The sequence below is a fragment of the Bradyrhizobium sp. 27S5 genome, from assembly GCF_037217225.1.
Taxonomy (GTDB): domain Bacteria; phylum Pseudomonadota; class Alphaproteobacteria; order Rhizobiales; family Xanthobacteraceae; genus Bradyrhizobium; species Bradyrhizobium septentrionale.
In genome coordinates this window covers 6765026-6781274 of record NZ_CP147714.1, presented here as the reverse complement: position 1 = coordinate 6781274, position 16249 = coordinate 6765026, and the positions used below count along the sequence as shown (strand labels likewise).

Genomic DNA, 16249 nt, shown 5'->3' with positions numbered 1-16249 from the left:
AGCGGGCCATGGCCACCACCCAGCGCTTGCCGGCTTCGCTCGCCCCGCTCGATGCGGCGCTCGCCGCCGTGCTGCGCGACCTCGCGCCGGTCGAGCCGATCATGTTGCCGCCTGCCGCTGCCTTGCATTGTATCGCCGCCGAGATCTCGGCCTTGTGCGCCTATCCGCCGCAGGATGTCGCCGTCAGCGACGGCTGGGCGATGCGTGCCAATGACCTGGTCGGGGCGTCGTCCTATGCGCCGTTGCCACTCGCCGAGCCTCCGGTCTGGGTCGAGGCCGGTGCGACGATGTCTGAGGGCACTGATTGCGTGGTCGATGCCGACGCCGTCGACACCTCTGGTCCACTTCCGCAGGTGCTTGCCGAAGCAGTTCCGGGGCAGGGCGTCCGGCGCGCCGGCAGCGACATTGCGGGAGGGCACGCCGTGATCGCGGCGGGAGAGCCGCTGCTGCCGCGCGATCTCCTGCTCGCGCGGGCGGCCGGACTGCAGCTGTTGCGCGTGCGACGACCAAGGCTTCGCATCGTCAACGTCGCCAACGGTCAGCTGACTGCGCAACTGATCGCTGACACCGCGCGCCTGGCGGGCGCAGAGGTCGTCTGCACCGAGGCAGCGCCGGATGTGGCGGCGATTGCCAACGCGCTCGATACAGCTGCCTGTGATCTGATCATCACGATCGGTGGCACCGGCGTTGGTCGCACGGATGCTGCGGTGAATACGCTGGCAAGGCGTGGCGAATTGATCGCGCACGGCATTGCCCTGCAACCCGGGCGCACCACGGCGGTGGGACGGATCGATACGACGCCGGTCATCGCCTTGCCGGGCGCGCCGGATCAGGCGTTCGCGGCCTGGTGGGCCATTGCGCTCCCTGTGCTCGATCGCCTGTCGGGCCGTCGCCCGCGCAACACGCTCGCGTTGCCGCTGGCGCGCAAGATCGCTTCCGGCGTCGGCATTGCGGAGGTCGTGCTGCTGACGCGTCAGCAGGGCTGCTGGGCTGTGCTTGCGATCGGGGAGCTCTCGCTCGATGCCATCGCGCGCGCCGAAGCCGTGTTGATCGTGGCTGGATCCGCGGAGGGCTTTGCTGCGGGCACGGTCGTCGATGCCTATATGTTGCGGGAGTGAGTTCCCGAGATGACCGATATGTCCACGCCGAACGACAGCAAGCACCAACGTCATTCCGGGGCGCGCGATAGCGCGAACCCGGAATCTCGAGATTCCGGGTCTGGTGCTGGCGCACCATCCCGGAATGACGGCGGTTCTTACCTCGAGCAGGACCAGTTCCTCACCATCCTGTCGCGCGAGGAGGCGCTCGCGCGCTTCGAGACGGCGCTGTTCCCGCGCCAATTGCCGTCCGAGACACGACGGCTCGCCGACGCCCTCGGCCGCGCGCTGGCGGAGGACGTGGTGGCGCCGATCGATGTGCCGCCGTTCGATCGCTCCAATGTCGATGGCTTTGCCGTGCGCTCGGCCGATCTGGTCCGCGCAGGCGAAGCCGCGCCGGTGCAACTTGCGCTGAACGACGAGACCATTTCCTGCGGGACCGCGCCGACCCGGCCGGTGCTGCCGGGCACCGCGACTGCGATTGCGACCGGCGGTCCGGTGCCGCGCGGAGCGGACGCGATCGTGATGGTCGAGCACACCCAACCCGCCGGCGATGGCGCCATCGAGGTCCGGCGCGCGGCATCGCCCGGGCAGTTCGTGTCCTATGCCGGCTCCGACATCGCGCGCGGCGAGGCGCTGTTGCGCGCGGGAACCATCATCGGGTCGCGCGAGATCGGCATGCTCGCGGCCTGCGGCATCGCCGAGGTGGTGGTGGTGCGCCGTCCGCGTGTTGCGATCCTCTCGACCGGCGACGAACTGGTCCAGCCGGGCGAGGTGCTGCGGCCGGCCGCGATCTACGACACCAATGGCGCGATCGTCACCGCCGCGATTGCCGAGAATGGCGGTGACGCGCATTTTCTCGGCGCGATCGCCGACGACGAGGCCTTGCTCGAAGCCGCGATGCGCAAGGCGCTGGCGGAGAGCGACATGCTGGTGCTGTCGGGCGGCACCTCCAAGGGCGCGGGTGACGTCTCGCACCGGATCATCGCGCGCCTCGGCGAGCCCGGCATCATCGCGCATGGTGTGGCGCTGAAGCCGGGCAAGCCGCTGTGCCTCGCAGTCTGCGACGGCAAGCCGGTGGTCATCCTGCCGGGCTTTCCGACCTCGGCGATGTTCACCTTCCACGACATGATCGTGCCGGTGCTGCGGCGGATGGCCGGCCTGCCGCCGCGGCCGGACGCCAAGGTGGCGGCGAAGGTGCCGGTGCGCATCGCCTCCGAGCTCGGGCGGACCGAGTTCGTGATGGTGTCGCTGGTCGAAGGCGCCGACGGCCTGATCGCCTATCCGAGCGGCAAGGGTTCGGGCGCGATCACCTCCTTCGCGCAGGCCGATGGCTTCCTCAAAATCGAGGCGCTTGCCGACCAGTTGCCGGCCGGCAGTGACGCCGAGGTTACGCTGTTCACGCCGCATGTGCGGGTGCCTGATCTCGTCATCGTCGGCAGCCATTGCACCGGGCTCGATCTCGTCACCGCACCGCTGGCGCATGCCGGCCTTGTGGTGCGTTCGATCGCGGTCGGTAGCCTCGGCGGGCTCGCGGCGGCCAAGCGCGGCGAATGCGATCTCGCGCCGATCCATCTGTTCGACGACAAGACCGAGAGCTACAACACGCCGTATCTTGCCGACGGCCTCGAGTTGGTGCCGGGCTGGCGGCGCATGCAGGGCATCGTGTTCCGCAAGGACGATCAGCGTTTTGCCGGCCTGAGCGCGCAGCAGGCGGTGCGCGCAGCGCTCGCCGATCCCGCCTGCATCATGGTCAACCGCAACCACGGCGCCGGCACCCGCATCCTGATCGATCGCCTGCTGGGCGGCAGCCGGCCCGACGGCTACTGGAATCAGCCGCGCTCGCACAATGCGGTTGCGGCCGCAGTGGCGCAGCATCGCGCCGACTGGGGCATGACCATCGCGCCGGTCGCGGCAGCCTCCGGGCTCGGTTTCATTCCGCTGGCCGAAGAGCATTACGACTTCGCGCTGGTCACGGCGCGCAAGCAACGGCCCGCCGTGCAGGCGTTTCTCGACGCGCTGGCGTCGGATGAGGGTCGCGCTGCGTTGATCGAGGCGGGGTTCAGGCCGGCGTAGCCGCGATCCGCGACAGCTCCACCGCTGTCGTCCCTGCGCGCGTTCTGATTCAACAGTCAAACAGCTAGTTCGGTGTCATCACCCGCGCATGCGGGTGATCCAGTATTCCAGAGGCAGGGGTGCTTGAACCGAGAGGCCGCGGCGTACTGGATCGCCCGGTCGAGCCGGGCGATAACAGTGTGGGTGGGGACACAGCTTCGCGTTCTCGCGACATGATTTGTCCGAGCTTTGCTCTTCGTTTCGCCCTCTCACTTGGCAGAGGGCGCAGGGAAAGCCGGGTGCCGATCGCACCCATGGGCCCCGAGCAAAGGTAGAAAGCTCGGGGGTAGGACCACAGGTGAAACCGAACAATCCGGCTTTCCCTGCGCGATGGGTTACGGCTTACTTCGTGCTCTCCCCGGCGAGACTGGGCTTGTTTGTCACCGCCTTCGCAAAACGCGTTCGCGTGTTGCGACGAGACACCTGCCGCTAGGGCGTCAGGACCACACGACTTCACCGTCCGCATCATGGGCACTCGTCAGTTGCCCATTCAGCGTCCACCGCATCTCACCACAACACCCGTGACGATCGCGAAGCGCCCCTCGATCGGGTGAGACGGGCGCACTCTACACCCGATTCATTGTTCGTGAAAACAGAATTATTTTTCACGCGGGGACTGGACAGGGTATATCGCGTTGAAATTTCTAGGAAAATTGCTGTTTTGGCGCACGCGCGCCGGGCCGCCGCGACGCCAGCGGGTATCGGCGTTGCGGTTGCCGATCCGGCTCAGTGCCGCATAGCCATCTCGACGAACTCCAGCACCGAGCGCGGGACTTCATCGTATTCGACGAAACGGCGCCGAAGCTCGTCGGCAATATCGGTCGTCACGTCGCGGGACCATCCTTCGTTGGTGTTGAAGGCCACGATGCGGACCGGATGGCTGTACTGGTCCTCCAGCAGTCGGCGGATCAGCGTTTTCCGGTCAGTGCCTTCGTCGGTCTCGCACCAGGCACGGCCAAGCCGGCCAAAATCGTTCAGCACCAGATAGGTGTCGTGGTCGATTTGATGCGGCACGATCGAAGGCGCGCGAGGCATAGGTGCTACTCCTGCGATGTACGTTATCGTTTTCCGGTCACCCCGTGCATTGGAAACTTGGAGGTATATCCGCTGGGTAGTGGGATGGCGCGTGACGCGAGACGAAGGTGCAATGGTTGCTTTGGATCAAAGCGTCCCGTCGCTGGTTATCCTCCATCACCGACATCGGCCTGTCGTAGGCGTCGGTGGCTGAGCGACCGATGGGGCTCCCACCCGCTCAGGGAGCGGTGCGATGTTAAGAAGGCTTCGATTTAGGAACACAACACTGGAAGAAGTGCTGGCGGTCGACGCGCAGCGCCTGCGGAAGAGGTTGCGGGTGCGTAGCCAGCCCCCGAGAGAGAGCCGATCGGCAAGGGTTGCCAAGCCTGGGCAGCCTGTCAGTCAGCGGACCGACTGATCCTGCGGGATAGCGAGCCGGCGCGGGTCAATCCGGCAGCCGTGCGTCGTTTGCGACCTTGGCCTTGGGGACCTTGGCTTGGGGGGCGTCCGGCACGGCGACGATCCTGTCGGCGCCGGTCATCTGGCCGGCGAGGCGCTTCATCCGGTCATAGCCGATCGCAGTGTCGAGGGCGAAATTGATCGCCCGTGCGATGAAAACCACGATACCCCAGAGGAAGTCGATCATCTCACCGGCCGCTTGGTCTTGCGATGCCGGTTTGTCGCGGCCGGTCGCGTACCAGTTCAAGCCGGGGCGGGCCGGCAGTCAGTGAACTCGCCAGGCAAGGATTGCGACCAAGGGGAATGAGCAATTCCATGACGCCATCCCAGCCCCTCAATTTCCGCCGGATCGCCGCCGTCCTTGCCGCGGCCGGCACGCTGTTCTGGCTCTATACCTTCTATGCCATCGCCCATGTGGCGCCGGGCGACGGCACCGGTTTCCAGTGGCTTGCCGTGATTCCGCTCGGCATGATCTTCGGCCTGTTCTTCCTGCCGGCGTGGCTGTTGGTGGCGATCGGCCGGCTACCGCGGTTCACGGCGGCGCTCGGCGTCGGCGGCCTAATCGCGTTCGCGGTGATCTGGACGCAGCTGCTGCAGGAATTCCCGAAGACCCAGTTCTATTGAGACCCGGTTCTATTGAGCGACGGCCGCGTCCAGCGCAGCCAGCCGCTCGGCCTCCGCGATGTCGTCCATCGTGTTGGCGTTGAAGAACGGGTCGAGCGGCGCGGTCGGCCAGGCCACGGTGGCGAGCCTGTACCGTGCGGTCCAGCGGTCGATCTTGCGCATGTCATCCACGACCAGTGCGTGGCGGAGCTCGTCGCGCAGGTCGACGCGCCACAGTCCGATCACCGGATGCGACTGGCCGTCGGAGGCCGCGACCGCAAGCTGCGCGTTTTCCTCGGTGAGCGCCCGATGCAGCCGCGCCACCAGGTCGCGCGGCAGGAACGGGCAATCGGCGGCGGCGCTCAGCACCAGCGCCACTTCAGGCCGATTCGCCGCGAACCAATCGAGCGCCGCGAGAATGCCGGCGAGCGGGCCCGGAAAATCCTTCACGGTGTCGGCGATCACGGGCAGGCCGAACGCCGCGAATCGCGTGGGATCGCCGTTGGCATTGAGGATCAGCTCGCTGCACTGCGGCTTAAGCCGGGCGATCACGCGCTCCAGAATGGTGCGGCCGCCGATCGTACGCATCGGCTTGTCGCCGCCGCCCATGCGCCGCGCCAGGCCGCCCGCCAGCAGGACGCCGGGAATCTGCGCCGGGTCAAGGCGCGTCGTAACGTCAGTCGTCACGCGCTTCGCCCTTGCGTTTGTGGCGCGCGGATTCATCCTCGACATAGTCGAGATTCTGGTCGAACACGATGCGCTCCTGTCCGGACAGTGCAATGAAGCGCTTGCCGCGGGTGCGCCCGACCAGCGTCAGCCCGACCTGCCGCGCCAGCTCGACGCCCCATGCCGTGAAGCCCGAGCGCGACACCAGGATCGGGATTCCCATCCGCACCGTCTTGATCACCATCTCCGAGGTTAGCCGTCCCGTGGTGTAGAGGATCTTGTCGGCGGGATCGACGCCATGGCGATAGATCCAGCCCGCGATCTTGTCGACCGCGTTGTGACGGCCGACGTCCTCGGTGTAGCACACCGGCGTGCCTTCCTTGCACAGCACGCAGCCATGGATGGCGCCCGCCTCCAGATAGAGCGAGGGCATGGTGTTGATCGTGTGCGTCATCTGGTAGAGCCAGGAGGTGCGCAACTCGGCCTTGGGCAGCGCGACGCTCTCGACCGCCTCGAGCAGGTCGCCGAACGCGGTGCCCTGCGCGCAGCCCGAGGTCTGGGTGCGCTTCTTCAGCTTCGCCTCGAAATTGGTGTTGTGCTCGGTGCGGACGACCACGACGTCGAGGTCGTCGTGATACTCGACCTCGGTGACGACGTCGTCGTATTTCAGCATGTTCTGGTTCAGGAGATAGCCGAGCGCCAGATATTCCGGATAGTCGCCGATCGTCATCATGGTGACGATCTCCTGCGCATTGAGATACAGCGTCAGCGGCCGCTCCACCGGCACCCTGATCTCGACCGCCGCGCTGGTCTGGTCGGTGCCTGTGACGCGCTCGGTCAGGCGCGGATCGTCCGGATTGGGGACGATCAGGGGAACAGGCGCTTTCTCGATTTTCATCATGTTGGTCAGGCTAGCATGACAACGGCTCACAGCCGATATAAAGCGTCAAGAGCTGATGCCTAGTCCCCGGTTCCGGCCGGTAGGGAGACTGCAATGAAAGTGATTGGCCTCGCGGGATGGAGCGGCGCCGGCAAGACCACCTTGCTGTCGCGGGTGATCCCGTATCTGCTTGGCCGCGGCCTTCGCGTCTCCGTGATCAAGCACGCCCATCACGAATTCGATGTCGACGTGCCGGGCAAGGATTCCTGGGTGCACCGGCAGTCCGGCGCGACCGAGGTGCTGGTGTCCTCGACGCGGCGCTGGGCGCTGATGCACGAGCTGCGCGGGGCATCCGAGCCGCGCCTGCCGGAGCTGCTCGCCAAGCTGGCGCCGGTCGATCTGGTCGTGGTCGAGGGGTTCAAGCGCGAGCCGGTCAACAAGATCGAGGTGCATCGCGCGGCCAACGGCAAGCCGCTGCTGTTTCCCGACGATGCGAGCGTGGTCGGCATCGCCAGCGACGTTGCGGTCGAAACGTCGCTGCCGATCGCCCATCTCGACGATATCGAGGAGGTCGCCGCCTTGATGCTGCGATCCGCGATCGCGGTCGACGACGTGCTGGCTGTGGCTTCGGCCGGGAGCTGAAGTATGATGACCTTTGGTCGGATCGCCCTGTCCACGAATTCGCATCACCTCTCCCGCTTGCGGGGGAGGTCGCATCGCATCGCGAGATGCGATGCGGGTGGGGGCTCTTTCCACAATGTGACTCGTGGTGGCACCCCCACCCCAGCCCTCCCCCGCAGGCGGGAGAGGGAGCACAATCCCGCTGCGGTTGTAACGCGAGCTCATCTCATTTCACTTTGACGAGGCGGAATGGCGCAACTGTCCGACGATTGCTTTGCCTTTGGCGGCGATGATGTCGGTGGACGAGGCGGTGAGCCTGATTGCCGCACGCGTCAGCAGGGTGTCCGATGTCGAGAACGTGCGGCTTGCGGCAGCCGACGGCCGTGTGCTCGCCGGCGACATCGCAGCGCCGCTGCCGCTGCCGCCCTTCACCAACTCCGCGGTAGACGGCTATGCGGTGGCGAGCGCCGACCTGCCGACCACCGAGGCGCAGGCGTTTCCGCTGTCCGGCCGCGTGCAGGCCGGCGCGTCGGCGCAGGCCTCCGTGAAGCGCGGCGAGGCGATGCGCATCTTCACCGGCGCGCCGATGCCCGAGGGCGCCGACACCGTGTTCATGCAGGAGGATGTCCGGCTCGAGCACGGCAATGTCGTGCTGCCGGCGGGGCTGAAGCCGGGCGCCAATGTCCGCCCGGCCGGCGAGGACATTCCGCTCGGGCATGTTGCGCTGCAGGAAGGGCAACGGCTGCGGCCGCAGCATGTCGCGCTCGCAGCGGCGCTGGGACTGACCGATCTCACCGTGGTCAGGCGGCTGCGGGTTGCGGTGTTCTCCACCGGCGACGAACTGGTCTCACCCGGCGATCACCGCGCGCCGCCGCAGCTGTTCGACTCCAACCGCTTCATGCTGATGGCGATGCTGCGCCGGCTCGGCTGCGAGGTCAGCGATCTCGGGATCCTGCGCGACGAGCGCACAGCACTTGCCTCCGCGCTGCGCGACGTTGCCGGCGCGCACGACCTGATCCTGACCACCGGCGGGGTCTCGACCGGCGAGGAGGATCACGTCAAGGCCGGAGTCGAGGCGGTCGGCAAGCTCGTGCTGTGGCGGATGGCGATCAAGCCGGGGCGGCCGGTGGCGATGGGCATCATCGACGGCACGCCGCTGATCGGATTGCCGGGAAATCCGGTGGCGAGCTTCGTGACCTTCGTTCATGTGGTGCGGCCGACCGTGCTGGCGCTGATGGGCGCGCGGCAGGAGCCGCTGGTGCCGTTGCCGGTGCGCGCGGCCTTTGCCTACAAGAAGAAGATCGCGCGGCGCGAATATGTCCGCGTCAGCCTTCGTCAGGCGGCGGACGGCGCGCGCGAGGCGGTCAAGTTTCCCCGCGAAGGCGCCGGCCTGCTGTCGTCGCTGGTCGACACCGACGGACTGGTCGAATTGGGCGAGCAGCTGACGCGCGTCGAGCCCGGCCAGACGGTCGGCTTCCTGTCCTATGCAAGCCTGATGTGAGTGCCGGCGTTGACGACGCAGGGCGCGTTGACGATGCAAGGCGGCTCCGCCATGGTCGAATCATGACCACGACAAAGCTCGATCTCACCGGCCTGAAATGCCCGCTGCCCGCGCTGAAGACGCGCAAGGCGCTGAAGAGCGTGACGGCGGGCGATTTCCTCGAAGTGCACTGCACCGATCCGCTTTCGGTGATCGACATCCCGAATCTCATTCGGGAGACCGGCGACAAGGTCGAGATCACCGAACGAAGCGACGTTCGCATCGTTTTTTTGATCGAGAAAGCAAATGGCACGATAGATAATTCAAATGCTGCATCGCCGCGTGCGCGCTAGATGCAGCTTGATATCTACCTTTTGCCAATCGACACCTATTTTCCATTCTGCGCGAATTGATAATCTCCACCGGGTTGTGGAGATCAAGTCGTGCCCGGATCAGGGCGCGTGGGGCAATACAGGGCAGGCCTAACGTTCAGAGCGGGCCGCGCGACCGGGGCATATCCGGCCGTGTCGGGGGTTGGCATTTCGGGAATGCGCGTGGCTGATCCCGGCGCATGCAGGAAATGCGCGGAGCAATGTGATGATTGCGCCGCAATGGGATGGGACGGGATCGAACACGGCAGAACGCCTGATGCAACGGCGGCTGCAGGGAGGTTTCAATGACGACGATGAGCAGCGCCGGACGCGTATCGGCTGCAGGCGCAGGTTTCCTCGACAAGGAACACACGATCGCGGCCGCCGGCTTCAATCGCTGGCTGGTGCCGCCGGCCGCGCTGTGCATCCATCTGTGCATCGGCATGGCCTACGGCTTCTCGGTGTTCTGGCTGCCGCTGTCGCGCGCGATCGGCCTGACCGCGCCGAAGGCATGCCCGGACATCTCGCTGTTCCAGGAATTGTTCACGACCACTTGCGACTGGAAGGTCGCGAGCATGGGCTGGATGTACACGCTGTTCTTCGTCGTGCTCGGTCTATCCGCCGCAATGTGGGGCGGCTGGCTCGAGCGCGTCGGCCCGCGCAAGGCTGGCTTCGTTTCCGCGCTGTGCTGGTGCGGAGGTCTCGTGCTGGGCGCGATCGGCATCATCACCCATCAATTGTGGCTGATGTGGCTCGGCTCCGGCGTGATCGGCGGCATCGGGCTCGGCCTCGGCTACATCTCGCCGGTGTCGACGCTGGTGAAATGGTTCCCCGACCGCCGCGGCATGGCGACCGGGATGGCCATCATGGGCTTTGGCGGCGGCGCCATGATCGGCGCACCGCTCGCCAATCTGCTGATGAACTATTTCAAGACGCCGACCTCGGTCGGTGTCTGGGAAACCTTCCTGACCATGGGCGTGATCTATCTGGTGTTCATGATGATCGGCGCGTTCCGCTACCGCCTGCCGCCGTCTGGCTGGCAGCCGGAGGGCTGGACGCCGCCGGCCAAGGCCAACGCGATGATCTCGACCAAGAACGTGCACCTCGATAACGCGCACAAGACGCCGCAGTTCTGGCTGATCTGGTGGGTGCTGTGCTTGAACGTGTCGGCCGGTATCGGCGTGATCGGCATGGCCTCGCCGATGCTGCAGGAGATCTTCGCCGGCAAGCTGATCGGGCTGCCCAATATCGGCTTCAACGCGCTCGACGCCTCGCAGAAGGCGCAGATCGCGGCGATCGCCGCGGGCTTCGCCGGCCTGCTGTCGCTGTTCAACATCGGCGGCCGGTTCTTCTGGGCCTCGCTGTCGGACAAGATCGGCCGCAAGAACACCTATTACACGTTCTTCGTGCTCGGCATCGTGCTCTATGCCCTGGCGCCGACCTTCGCCGCGATGGGCTCGAAGCTGCTGTTCGTGCTCGGATTCGGCATCATCCTGTCGATGTATGGCGGCGGCTTCGCCACCGTGCCGGCCTATCTTGCCGACATGTTCGGCACCCAGTTCGTCGGCGCGATCCATGGCCGGCTGCTGACGGCGTGGTCGACCGCGGGCATCATCGGCCCGGTCGTGGTGAACTACATCCGCGAATTCCAGCTCGCCGCCGGCGTGCCGCGCGACCAGCTCTACAACACCACGATGTACATCCTGTGCGCCATGCTGATCGCGGGCTTCATCTGCAACTATTTGATCAAGCCGGTCGATCCGAAGTGGCACATGAGCGACGCCGAGGTGGCAAAGTTGCAGGCGGCGACGGCGACCGGCGGCAATGGTGCGACCGGATCGTTCGGCATCGGCAAGGGCGGTCTGGACGGCAGGGCGGCGCTGTTCTGGCTGTTCGTCGGCATTCCGCTGGCCTGGGGCATCTACATGACGCTGCTCAGCGCAGTCAAAATCCTCTGACCGCGATCATCATCGCCGCGGGTTGCCGGTTCCCGGCACCTGCGGCGTTCGCTTTATTCAATGAACAGAAAAAGGATTGGGGGATTTTGATGTTTCGCACCCGGATTTGCCTTGCCGCCGCGCTGCTCGCGATAGGGCTTCATGCCGCGTCGGCCCAGACCGCGGCGCCGGCCGCCCCGGCACCGGCCGCCACCACGGCCAAGCCGTCGAAGATCAAGCTGACCATGGAGAAGCTGAGGGCCATGAAGGCGCAGTGGCGCGCCAACAAGCCCAAGCTCAAGGCCTGCCGCGGCGAGGTGAAGTCGAAGGGACTGACCGGTGACGACCGCTGGTTCTACATCGAGGAGTGCATGGGCAAGACGTGAGAACCGCCCGCTCCGCAATGGGTTGGTTTCAAAGGGCGTGACAGCGCCGGCTGCATGCCCTTAATGCTGTTTGGAATGCTTCGAATTTAGTTGGCATCTGGCATGCCAACGGCTAGACTATTGATCTGGCAGCAGGAAACGAGACGCCCTGATGACGACGGATGACGTTCACAAGGTCCGCAATTTCGAGCACCCCGGTGCCGGGCGGAAGCGCGCCAAGGCCACGCCCAAGGGCCGCCAGGTCGATCCGACCGCAGCCCACGAGGTCGAGCAACTGCTCGGCGACCGTCCGCGGCAGCGCGACATGCTGATCGAGTACCTTCATTTGATCCAGGACACTTATCACCAGATCTCGGCGGCGCATCTTGCCGCCCTTGCCGACGAGATGAAGCTGTCGTTCGCCGAGGTGTTCGAGACCGCGACCTTCTACGCGCATTTCGACATCGTGAAGGAGGGCGAGCCCGATATCGCGCCGCTGACGATCCGGGTCTGCGATTCGCTCACCTGCGCGATGCTGGGCGCGGAGCGATTGCTCGAAGAACTCAAGGACAAAGCGGGCCCCGGCATCCGAGTCGTGCGCGCGCCCTGCGTCGGGCGTTGCGACACCGCGCCCGCCGCCGAGGTCGGTCACAATTTCATCGACCATGCCACCGTCGACAATGTGCTGGCGGCAGCGAAGGCCGGCGACACCCATGCGCATCTGCCGGCCACGATCGGCTATGATGCCTATGTCGCGGACGGCGGCTACAAACTGCTCAACCAGCTGCGCTCAGGTGAGCTCGCCAGGGAAGACCTGCTCAAATCGCTCGATGATGCCAGCCTGCGCGGGCTCGGCGGCGCCGGCTTTCCGACCGGGCGCAAATGGCGCGCGGTGCTCGGCGAGCCCGGCCCGCGGCTGATGGCGGTCAACGGCGACGAGGGCGAGCCCGGCACGTTCAAGGATCGCTATTATCTCGAGACCGATCCGCATCGCTTCCTCGAGGGCATGCTGATCGGCGCGCATGTCGTCGACGCGCCCGAGGTCTATATCTACATCCGCGACGAATATCCGGCCGCCCGCGAAATCCTCGAACGCGAGATCGCAAAGCTTCCCGCCGGCGGCCCGAAGCTGCACATGCGCCGCGGCGCCGGCGCCTATATCTGCGGCGAGGAATCCTCGCTGCTGGAGAGCATCGAAGGCAAGCGCGGCCTGCCGCGTCACAAGCCGCCTTACCCGTTCCAGGTCGGCCTGTTCGGCCTGCCGACGCTGATCAACAATGTCGAAACGCTGTGGTGGGTGCGCGACATCGTCGAGAAGGGCGCGGAATGGTGGAAGAGCCATGGCCGTCATGAGCGGCACGGGCTGCGCAGCTTCTCGGTCTCCGGCCGGGTGAAGAATCCCGGCATGAAGCTCGCACCCGCCGGCATCACGGTGCGCGAACTGATCGACGAATATTGCGGCGGCATGGCCGACGGCCACGTCTTCCACGCCTATCTGCCGGGCGGCGCATCGGGCGGCATCCTGCCCGCTTCGATGGACGACATCCCGCTCGATTTCGGCACGCTGGAGAAATACGGCTGCTTCATCGGCTCGGCGGCGATCGTGATCCTGTCGCAGCAGGACAGCGTCCGCCTCGCGGCGTTGAACCTGATGCGCTTCTTCGAGGACGAGAGCTGCGGCCAGTGCACGCCGTGCCGCGCCGGCACCCAGAAGGCGGCGCAGCTGATGGAGCGGCCGGTCTGGAACCGGGCCCTGCTCGACGAATTGAGCCAGGCGATGCGCGATGCGTCGATCTGCGGCCTTGGCCAGGCCGCCTCCAATCCGCTGACATCGGTGATCAAATACTTCCCCGACGAGTTCAAGGAAGCTGCCGAATGACCAAGATCACGTTCGAGCTCGACGGCAAGCAGGTCGAGGCCAATCCGGGCGAAACCATCTGGCAGGTCGCCAAGCGCGGCGGGCAGGAGATTCCGCATCTCTGCTACTCGCCGGCGCCGGACTACCGGCCCGACGGCAATTGCCGCGCCTGCATGGTCGAGATCGAGGGCGAGCGCGTGCTGGCAGCGTCCTGCAAGCGCACGCCGTCGGTCGGCATGAAGGTCAAGTCCGCGAGCGCGCGCGCCGTCGCGGCGCAGAAGATGGTGATGGAGCTTCTGGTCGCCGACCAGCCGGCGCGCGAGACCTCGCACGATCCGGATTCCAAGTTCTGGCACTGGGCGGAGAAGACCGGCGTCACCGAAAGCCGCTTTCCGGCGGCGGAGCGCTGGACCGCCGATGCCAGCCATCCGGCGATGCGGGTCAATCTCGACGCCTGCATCCAGTGCGGCCTGTGCGTGCGTGCCTGCCGCGAGGTCCAGGTCAACGACGTCATCGGCATGGCTTATCGTAATCACGGCTCGAAAATCGTATTCGACTTCGACGACCCGATGGGCGAGTCGACCTGCGTGGCCTGCGGCGAATGCGTGCAGGCCTGCCCGACCGGCGCGCTGATGCCCTCCGTGATGCTCGACGACAAGCAGACCCGCGTCACCTATCCCGATCGCGAGGTGGATTCACTGTGCCCGTATTGCGGCGTCGGCTGCCAGGTCACCTACCAGGTCAAGGACGAGAAGGTGATCTATGCGGAAGGCCGCGACGGCCCGGCCAACCACAACCGGCTCTGCGTCAAGGGCCGCTTCGGCTTCGACTACATCCATCACCCCAATCGCCTGACCAGGCCGCTGGTGCGGCTGCCGGGTGTCAAGAAGGACGCCAACGATCAGGTCGATCCGGCCAACCCCTACACCCATTTCCGCGAGGCGACGTGGGAAGAGGCGCTCGATCTTGCTGCGGCGGGCTTACGGAAAATCCGCGACGAAAAGGGTGCGAAGGCGCTCGCCGGGTTCGGCTCGGCCAAGGGCTCGAACGAGGAAGCCTATCTGTTCCAGAAGCTGGTCCGCACCGGCTTCGGCTCCAACAATGTCGATCACTGCACGCGTCTGTGTCACGCCTCGTCGGTGGCGGCGCTGTTCGAGGGATTGAGCTCCGGCGCGGTGTCGGCACCGTTCGCGGCCGCGGCCGATGCGGAAGTGATCTGGGTGATTGGCGCCAATCCGACCGTGAACCATCCGGTCGCTGCGACCTTCATCAAGAACGCCGCCAAGCGCGGCGCGAAGCTGTATGTGATGGATCCGCGCCGGCAGACGCTGTCGCGCCACGCCACGCAGCACCTCGCATTCAAACCGGGCAGCGACGTCGCGATGCTGAACGCGATGATCCACACGATCATCACCGAAGGCCTGACTGACGAGCAGTACATCGCCGGCTATACCGAGGGCTACGAAGAGCTCAAGGCCAAGATCGTCGACTTCACGCCCGAGAAGATGTCGGCGATCTGCGGCATTCCCGCGGAGACGCTGCGCGAGGTGGCGCGTGCCTATGCGCGTGCCAAGTCGTCGATCATCTTCTGGGGCATGGGAATCAGCCAGCACGTCCACGGCACCGACAATGCACGCTGCCTGATCGCGCTGGCCTTGATCACCGGCCAGGTCGGCCGCCCCGGCACCGGGCTGCATCCGCTGCGCGGGCAGAACAACGTGCAGGGCGCCTCCGACGCCGGCCTGATCCCGATGTTCCTGCCGGACTATCAGCCGGTCGGCCGTGACGACATGCGCGGCGCCTTCGAGAAGCTGTGGGGGCAGGAGCTCGATCCGGTGCGCGGACTGACCGTCGTCGAGATCATGAACGCGATCCACGCCGGCGAAATCCACGGCATGTATGTCGAGGGCGAGAATCCGGCGATGTCGGATCCGGACCTGCAGCACGCGCGCGGCGCGCTGGCCATGCTCGATCACCTCGTGGTGCAGGACCTGTTCGTCACCGAGACGGCGTTCCACGCCGACGTCATCCTGCCGGCCTCGGCGTTCGCCGAAAAGTCCGGCTCCTTCACCAACACCGATCGCCGCGTACAGCTGGCGCGCGAGGTGATCAGGCCGCCGGGCGATGCAAGGCAGGATCTCTGGATCATCCAGGAGATCGCCAAGCGGATGGGATTGCCCTGGAATTATGCGGGGCCCGGCGAGGTCTTCACCGAGATGGCTCAGCTCATGCCGTCCCTGAAGAACATCACGTGGGAGCGCCTGGTCCGCGAGGGCGCGGTGACCTATCCGGTCGACGATCCGGACAAGCCGGGCAATGAGATCATCTTCACGACCGGTTTCCCGACCGAGAGCGGCCGCGGCAAGATCGTGCCGGCCAAGGTGATCCCGCCGGACGAGCTGCCCGACGCCGAGTATCCGATGGTGCTGTCGACCGGACGCGTGCTCGAACATTGGCACACCGGCTCGATGACGCGTCGCGCCCAGGTGCTCGACCAGATCGAGCCCGAAGCGGTCGCGTTCATGACGCCGAAGGACATGCGGAAGAAGGGGCTCGCACCAGGCGATTTCATCCGCCTCGAGACGCGCCGCGGCGCCGTCGAGGTCAAGGTGCGCGCCGACCGCGACGTGCCGGAGAACATGGTGTTCATGCCGTTCTGCTACGCGGAGGCGGCGGCGAACCTGTTGACCAATCCGGCGCTCGACCCGTTCGGCAAGATCCCGGAATTCAAGTTCTGCGCGGTGCGCGCCGAGAAGGCCGAGTTCCGTTCGGCGGCGGAGTAG

General features: G+C 66.0%; 13 protein-coding genes and 1 pseudogene. 10 read left to right on the top strand and 4 right to left on the bottom strand.

Translation table 11 applies throughout. The annotated features are described in order from the left end of the window. Positions 1 to 8: 8 nt before the first annotated feature. Complete coding sequence (locus tag WDM24_RS32015) at positions 9 to 1118, top strand: molybdopterin-binding protein (RefSeq protein ID WP_338828603.1); 1110 nt, start codon at positions 9 to 11, stop codon at positions 1116 to 1118. Positions 1119 to 1127: 9 nt separating this feature from the next. Further along, positions 1128 to 3173, top strand: a complete 2046-nt coding sequence (locus WDM24_RS32010; RefSeq protein WP_338828602.1) for a molybdopterin biosynthesis protein — start codon at positions 1128 to 1130, stop codon at positions 3171 to 3173. 765 nt (positions 3174 to 3938) lie between these two features. Here the strand turns inward: WDM24_RS32010 and WDM24_RS32005 are convergent. Both WDM24_RS32005 and WDM24_RS32000 read right to left on the bottom strand, forming a co-directional pair. Then, positions 3939 to 4247 (bottom strand): hypothetical protein, encoded by a 309-nt coding sequence (locus WDM24_RS32005; RefSeq protein WP_029079108.1) that lies wholly within the window; start codon positions 4245 to 4247, stop codon positions 3939 to 3941. Positions 4248 to 4671: 424 nt separating this feature from the next. Beyond that, positions 4672 to 4872, bottom strand: coding sequence for a hypothetical protein (locus WDM24_RS32000; RefSeq protein WP_338828601.1), 201 nt, complete (start codon positions 4870 to 4872; stop codon positions 4672 to 4674). A gap of 128 nt (positions 4873 to 5000) precedes the next feature. On the opposite strand from WDM24_RS32000, the gene WDM24_RS31995 reads away from it, so the two are divergent. Next, the gene (locus WDM24_RS31995; protein ID WP_338828600.1) at positions 5001 to 5309 is read left to right on the top strand and encodes a hypothetical protein; all 309 of its coding nucleotides are present in this window, start codon (positions 5001 to 5003) and stop codon (positions 5307 to 5309) included. Between the two features lie 9 nt (positions 5310 to 5318). Here WDM24_RS31995 and mobA read toward each other — a convergent pair whose 3' ends face one another. Together mobA and WDM24_RS31985 are read right to left on the bottom strand one after the other, a co-directional pair. Continuing rightward, positions 5319 to 5897: a molybdenum cofactor guanylyltransferase MobA gene (mobA, locus tag WDM24_RS31990; protein WP_338832483.1), complete on the bottom strand. Its 579-nt coding sequence runs from the start codon at positions 5895 to 5897 to the stop codon at positions 5319 to 5321. 67 nt (positions 5898 to 5964) lie between these two features. Beyond that, complete coding sequence (locus WDM24_RS31985) at positions 5965 to 6855, bottom strand: formate dehydrogenase accessory sulfurtransferase FdhD (protein WP_338828599.1); 891 nt, start codon at positions 6853 to 6855, stop codon at positions 5965 to 5967. A 93-nt stretch (positions 6856 to 6948) separates the two neighbouring features. Here WDM24_RS31985 and mobB point away from each other — a divergent pair, with 93 nt between their 5' ends. From mobB to fdhF, 7 genes and pseudogenes are all read left to right on the top strand, one after another. Continuing rightward, the gene (gene mobB / locus WDM24_RS31980) at positions 6949 to 7476 is read left to right on the top strand and encodes a molybdopterin-guanine dinucleotide biosynthesis protein B (RefSeq protein ID WP_029079104.1); all 528 of its coding nucleotides are present in this window, start codon (positions 6949 to 6951) and stop codon (positions 7474 to 7476) included. A 228-nt stretch (positions 7477 to 7704) separates the two neighbouring features. Then, positions 7705 to 8956, top strand: a pseudogene (glp, locus tag WDM24_RS31975) (gephyrin-like molybdotransferase Glp). Positions 8957 to 9018: 62 nt separating this feature from the next. Beyond that, positions 9019 to 9288: a sulfurtransferase TusA family protein gene (locus tag WDM24_RS31970; protein ID WP_029079102.1), complete on the top strand. Its 270-nt coding sequence runs from the start codon at positions 9019 to 9021 to the stop codon at positions 9286 to 9288. 323 nt (positions 9289 to 9611) lie between these two features. Continuing rightward, positions 9612 to 11264 carry an OFA family MFS transporter gene (locus tag WDM24_RS31965; protein WP_166298358.1) on the top strand — a complete coding sequence of 551 codons (1653 nt, stop codon included), beginning with the start codon at positions 9612 to 9614 and terminating at the stop codon, positions 11262 to 11264. 89 nt (positions 11265 to 11353) lie between these two features. After that, positions 11354 to 11629 (top strand): hypothetical protein, encoded by a 276-nt coding sequence (locus WDM24_RS31960; RefSeq protein WP_338828598.1) that lies wholly within the window; start codon positions 11354 to 11356, stop codon positions 11627 to 11629. Positions 11630 to 11780: 151 nt separating this feature from the next. Beyond that, the gene (locus tag WDM24_RS31955) at positions 11781 to 13487 is read left to right on the top strand and encodes an NADH-ubiquinone oxidoreductase-F iron-sulfur binding region domain-containing protein (protein ID WP_338828596.1); all 1707 of its coding nucleotides are present in this window, start codon (positions 11781 to 11783) and stop codon (positions 13485 to 13487) included. After that, positions 13484 to 16249, top strand: a complete 2766-nt coding sequence (fdhF, locus tag WDM24_RS31950) for a formate dehydrogenase subunit alpha (RefSeq protein ID WP_338828594.1) — start codon at positions 13484 to 13486, stop codon at positions 16247 to 16249. The genes WDM24_RS31955 and fdhF overlap by 4 nt, the downstream gene beginning before the upstream one ends.

Bases quoted from the DNA above. Each gene is read 5' to 3' on its own strand.
- WDM24_RS31995 (WP_338828600.1), top strand. From the start codon at position 5,001: ATGACGCCATCCCAGCCCCTCAATTTCCGCCGGATCGCCGCCGTCCTT.
- mobA (WP_338832483.1), bottom strand. From the start codon at position 5,897: ATGGGCGGCGGCGACAAGCCGATGCGTACGATCGGCGGCCGCACCATT.
- WDM24_RS31960 (WP_338828598.1), top strand. From the start codon at position 11,354: ATGTTTCGCACCCGGATTTGCCTTGCCGCCGCGCTGCTCGCGATAGGG.
- fdhF (WP_338828594.1), top strand. From the start codon at position 13,484: ATGACCAAGATCACGTTCGAGCTCGACGGCAAGCAGGTCGAGGCCAAT.
- WDM24_RS31955 (WP_338828596.1), top strand. From the start codon at position 11,781: ATGACGACGGATGACGTTCACAAGGTCCGCAATTTCGAGCACCCCGGT.
- mobB (WP_029079104.1), top strand. From the start codon at position 6,949: ATGAAAGTGATTGGCCTCGCGGGATGGAGCGGCGCCGGCAAGACCACC.
- WDM24_RS31965 (WP_166298358.1), top strand. From the start codon at position 9,612: ATGACGACGATGAGCAGCGCCGGACGCGTATCGGCTGCAGGCGCAGGT.
- WDM24_RS32015 (WP_338828603.1), top strand. From the start codon at position 9: ATGGCCACCACCCAGCGCTTGCCGGCTTCGCTCGCCCCGCTCGATGCG.
- WDM24_RS32010 (WP_338828602.1), top strand. From the start codon at position 1,128: ATGACCGATATGTCCACGCCGAACGACAGCAAGCACCAACGTCATTCC.
- WDM24_RS32000 (WP_338828601.1), bottom strand. From the start codon at position 4,872: ATGATCGACTTCCTCTGGGGTATCGTGGTTTTCATCGCACGGGCGATC.
- WDM24_RS31985 (WP_338828599.1), bottom strand. From the start codon at position 6,855: ATGATGAAAATCGAGAAAGCGCCTGTTCCCCTGATCGTCCCCAATCCG.
- WDM24_RS32005 (WP_029079108.1), bottom strand. From the start codon at position 4,247: ATGCCTCGCGCGCCTTCGATCGTGCCGCATCAAATCGACCACGACACC.
- WDM24_RS31970 (WP_029079102.1), top strand. From the start codon at position 9,019: ATGACCACGACAAAGCTCGATCTCACCGGCCTGAAATGCCCGCTGCCC.